This window comes from Saprospiraceae bacterium (assembly GCA_016714025.1).
In the GTDB taxonomy this organism is placed as follows: Bacteria; Bacteroidota; Bacteroidia; order Chitinophagales; family Saprospiraceae; genus Vicinibacter.
In genome coordinates, this window is the sequence record JADJOB010000002.1 from 2,513,322 (window position 1) to 2,517,975 (window position 4,654).

The window sequence follows — 4,654 nt, forward strand, 5'->3', positions numbered from 1 at the left end:
ATAATAGCTATTGTTTTAATGAGTTAATTTCAATTCTGTTTGAGATAATGCTTCTTTTAACTTATTCAAGGTTTCTTCCAAACTAAGTTTTGATGAACCGCCTGAAGCATTTTTATGACCGCCTCCGTTGAAATGTTGTCTGCAAATTTGTTGTACAGAAATATTTCCTTTAGATCTAAGTGAAAGTTTAACAATACTTGGTTGATTCATTACAAGGGCTCCGATTTTAACGGATTTAAGCATCATTAAGTAATTAATAATTCCTTCCGTGTCTCCTCGGCGAATATCAAAATTACGATAATCTTCTTTGGTAAGATAAATTAAACCGTAATGCTGTTCCGGATACAATTCCATTCGATTATGAAGACAATGACCTAATAAACGGAGGTATTTTTCAGGTTGACTGTTGTTGACCAGTTCCTGAATTCTGGTATCGTTCAATCCTTCAGCTTTTAATTCTGATAGGATTTTAAATAATTTAGGACTGGTTGCATGATGAAAAGAACCCGTATCAGTCATGATTCCAGTATAAAGGCAGTCTCTAATTAACGATGAAATTTTAGATTTATATCCAAGTTCTGAAATGATATCATATACAATTTCAGATGTTGAACTTGCCGTTTCAATACTAAATACGAGATCTGCAAAAGGCTCCGGATCCATGTGATGATCCATCATGATTTTTGGAGCATTACTTTCCATAATAAATGCAGCCATCCGATCAATTCGCTCCAAAGAATTAAAATCGAGGCAAAAAATTAGTTCAGCACTTTTAATAGCTTGCTCACAATCTTTTTGACTGATATCATAGATTAATATCTCTTCAGTCTGGGGCATCCATTCAAAATTTAAAGGATACTCACTTGGATAAATAACCCGAACATTATGATTCAAGGACTGCAAGAAAAGACTAAGGGCCAAACTTGAACCCAACGCATCCCCATCTGGGTTTCGATGTGACAACACCACACAGTTTTTTGGGGTGAGCAGCAGGGCTTTTAATTCATGAATTTGATCCATACAAGGCTGTAAAATTCCAAATAAAATTTGGCAAATTTCCTTTTTATATGTTAATGAGAATTCAAGGAGAGCTTGATTGAGTTTGTATCAATAAGAAAGCATTTAGATTTGGGCCCTAATTTATAAAAAATGGCAACAAACAGAACGTTTACAATGATAAAACCGGATGCAGTAAAATCTGGCTACAGTGGAAAAATTTTAAATCAGATTTGCGATGCAGGCTTCAAAATAGTTGCAATGAAATTTACCCGTCTATCCAAAGAAAAAGCAGGAGAATTTTATGCAGTCCATGCGGCACGTCCATTTTATGGAGAATTGGTAGATTTTATGTCTTCAGGTCCAATCGTTGCAGCCATTCTTGAAAAAGAGAACGCAGTGGAGGAATTCAGAAATTTGATTGGGGCTACAGACCCTGCTAAAGCTGCACCGGGAACTATCCGCGCCTTGTATGCAAAAAATGTAGGTGAAAATGCAGTTCACGGATCTGACTCGGATGAAAATGCTCAAATTGAAGGCAGTTTTCATTTTGCAGGTACGGAAATATTTTAGCGAAGAAGTGTTTTTAGAAAAGAAGTCTAAAGGTTATTTCTTCTTACCTACAGCCTATAGACTACCGACTATTGGTTTTTTGCTTGACAGCTTTTCAGCTTGACAGCTTAAAAGCTAAAAAGCTTTCCTTCTCATTGCTTCCTATAACTAAGAAACTTCAGAATTTGTTCGATTTGATCATAGCTTAAGCTATCTGCAAATGTATGTGTTTGCCCGTCCTTCATAGCTAGTTTAGCTTTATAGGTATCCAATTGGGCTTGGCTAAAATTTGGAATACTATCTTTCCCTTTATGGTAGATGCCGTGACAACTTGAACAATTATTGATGTAAAGTACTTTTCCCTGTTCAAAATATGCAATGAGGTTGCGTTTATTTTCCTTAGATATGGTATCCGGGATGTAATACTGTTCCTTTGGTTTACTGCATTGCAAAAAAGCAAACAGCACAGAGCAAGCTAAAAAATAATTGATTTTAGTCATTAATATTCTCCCCCTACTTTGCGTTTATTTAATTCTTTTTTACCAGACAAAGGTAAGGAAGCCGGAGGTACTTGAACAGGGATCTTTTCTGTAAGTGAATTAATAAATAGTTTAAGTTTTTGTTTCTCCAAATCTGTCAATTCCAATTTGTCCGATGAAAGACTTTGGTTAGGGATTGAAAGTCCTTTCCCTACCCCACCTCCGGCATTGTAAAATTCGATAACCTCATCTAAAGTTCGAAATACGCCTTGGTGCATATAGGGCATGGTGTGAGCTGCATTACGAATGCTGCCGGTTCGAAATGCGTGGCTGGTTTCAGTTGCAGGATTTATTTTGTAGCGACCTGAATCCGGACTTATTGCTTTGAAAAACGTATCTGATGGAACACCAATTACTTCAAATTCACTACCGATATAGGGAGGTTTTACCCCGTTAAATTGTGGCACAAAATGACAGGTGCCACATTGCGCTTTTCCCATAAAAAGATTAAAACCATCTTGAACATCTTTTGAGAGTTCAAGTTTTTGGTTCATAGCTAAATCAAAATCAGCTTCATAAAAACTAAACTCCGCATAATATAAAATTATTGCTGCACTAAGATGTTCAAAACTAATTGCTGAAAATCCTCCATAATTTTTAAAAGGTTGAAATCTTGATTTATATTCATTGCAACTCAGTATGTTTTTGAGAATACTTTGTTGGTTAGCGTTGAGTTCTTCCGGATTATGGATTACATCGGTGAGTTGACTCTTTAAATCGATGTGTTTTCCATCCATCATAATTAAATGATTATGAACAACATTTGTTAAGGAAGGAGCACTGCGTAACAGTCTTGATTTTTGATCAAATTTTAAAGCCGTTTTATTTAAGGTATCAGTAAAAAATGTTGTTGGTTGATGGCAGGATGCACAAGCTCTTTTTAAATTTCCGGATAAAATCGGATCATAAAAAAGAAGCTTGCCCAAAGCCCTGATTTCATTGAGTATTGAATCATTTTTGATGCCTCTGAAAATCCCTTTAAAATCCTGGCCTTCGTACAAGGTTTTATCAAAAATAGATACTGCTTGATTATTTAAACTGTAATCATTGAAGTTTTTTGTTTTAAGCTTTTTGTCAACTATTTGTTCCTGGTTAATTTTGAATAAGGGATTTACATAATCACGTATAAATTTAAAATGATCGAATGCATTTATATTCGAAGATTGCATTCGAACAAACTCAATCATTTCTGAAAATAAATTTCGATACGATTCTGGAAAACGCAAAGCAGGATATGCTTGATTATAAAATGCATAAATTTCTGGCATTGAAGCAAGCATGAACTTTAATTCCGGGATCACAGCATTTGGATCCGGACATTCAAAACCTGTTGTATAAATAGCTGCGAGATTGAGCAGAAATAAACGGTTAGCAAAATAAAAATGATCGGGAATATTGAATTGCACCGTAACTGAATCCTGAAGAAAGAGTTTGCTGCTTTCGAAACCGGATTTGAGTAAATAGATCAATGAATCTTTCCTGATTTCTGCTTCCTCCAGGTAGGATTCTGCTAATCCCAAACCAGCACCAATTCGTTTATAGGGAGCTTCAAATTTTTCAAATACTTCGGTTTCCCATTCAACCAATAATGGGCCATTAATTTTACGATACAAGTTTGGATGCAAATACCGAATCCAAAAATCAACGGATTTTAATAGCAATCGATTTTGGTGGATCATTTCTTTGCAACGTTGACGGGATCCAGGGCCATCAAGATTCTCAAATGCCAGATAATCAATTAGTTGCCCTTGTGATGAGGTAAATTCTTGCAGACGGTTTTCAAACAAGTGAAAATACGGGCTGGATTTATAATCTGTTTCTGACAATAGAAGTCCAGCGATCGGAACCAGTAAAATTGGCACAAAATTTAAAAAACGGGCACTCTTCAGTTTCAAACTTTAAAATTTGGCAACATATTAGATAAAATTCAAAAGTATAAAATATCTCACTATTGAAATGTTAAGAAATTATTGTTGGAAAGCTTCCTAAAGTACCTAATTTGTTGGCAAGTTCAGGAGTAATTTTTGCACGTTCATCCGGAAAGTCAATGTTAGTTACTTGAATATCAGTATTTTGTTGCACAAATTAAAATAAAACATAAATTTTTTTATGTTGAGAAATTTGATTAATTTTGATTTGACGTAGTAAATTTTTTTTATCTATAATGGCTTGTGATTCAGTGGGGTATTAGATTTTTTATTTAATATTGCACCGGATTCGTTGTTCTAGGTAATGTATGTAATTAGACGACCTGAGTATAAAATGATTGTAAAGTCATTTATTTGCTATTTGATTGGCATCAAGTTCTTCATGAACTCTGGAATTTCTTTTTCCATTTCAGGCCTTCGATTCAACCGAATCTATTTATCTTCTCAAATTGTCATTTTTTTAAAAGATCTACTTAAGAATTCCTTTTCACAAAATCTGAATTGGAGTTTCAAACCGTATATCTATTTTACTCTTTCCCAACCGGTTAAAGCAAACAAAACATGAGCAACCAAACGAAACGAAGCGACGTATTTTATACTAGACAAATTTTGGCCTCCACTTCCCAAAACGTTATACAC

4 protein-coding genes are annotated in these 4,654 nt (G+C 34.7%); 1 reads left to right on the plus strand and 3 read right to left on the minus strand.

Annotated elements, in window-relative coordinates; translation table 11 throughout:
• Positions 1-15: 15 nt before the first annotated feature.
• Positions 16-1,020 carry a bifunctional oligoribonuclease/PAP phosphatase NrnA gene (locus tag IPJ80_13330; GenBank protein MBK7914466.1) on the minus strand — a complete coding sequence of 335 codons (1,005 nt, stop codon included), beginning with the start codon at positions 1,018-1,020 and terminating at the stop codon, positions 16-18.
• A 129-nt stretch (positions 1,021-1,149) separates the two neighbouring features.
• Between IPJ80_13330 and IPJ80_13335 the strand changes: the two genes are divergently transcribed.
• Positions 1,150-1,569: a nucleoside-diphosphate kinase gene (locus tag IPJ80_13335; protein MBK7914467.1), complete on the plus strand. Its 420-nt coding sequence runs from the start codon at positions 1,150-1,152 to the stop codon at positions 1,567-1,569.
• Positions 1,570-1,700: 131 nt separating this feature from the next.
• Here IPJ80_13335 and IPJ80_13340 read toward each other — a convergent pair whose 3' ends face one another.
• Entirely contained in the window at positions 1,701-2,048 is a 348-nt protein-coding gene (locus tag IPJ80_13340; protein ID MBK7914468.1) for a c-type cytochrome, read from the minus strand.
• On the minus strand, positions 2,048-3,949 hold the full coding sequence (locus IPJ80_13345) for a cytochrome C peroxidase (GenBank protein MBK7914469.1): 1,902 nt from the start codon (positions 3,947-3,949) through the stop codon (positions 2,048-2,050). The genes IPJ80_13340 and IPJ80_13345 overlap by 1 nt, the downstream gene beginning before the upstream one ends.
• Positions 3,950-4,654: the final 705 nt, after the last annotated feature.

Excerpts from the sequence above, each read along its gene's own strand:
- IPJ80_13330 (MBK7914466.1), bottom strand. The coding sequence starts at position 1,020 with ATGGATCAAATTCATGAATTAAAAGCCCTGCTGCTCACCCCAAAAAAC.
- IPJ80_13335 (MBK7914467.1), top strand. The coding sequence starts at position 1,150 with ATGGCAACAAACAGAACGTTTACAATGATAAAACCGGATGCAGTAAAA.
- IPJ80_13340 (MBK7914468.1), bottom strand. The coding sequence starts at position 2,048 with ATGACTAAAATCAATTATTTTTTAGCTTGCTCTGTGCTGTTTGCTTTT.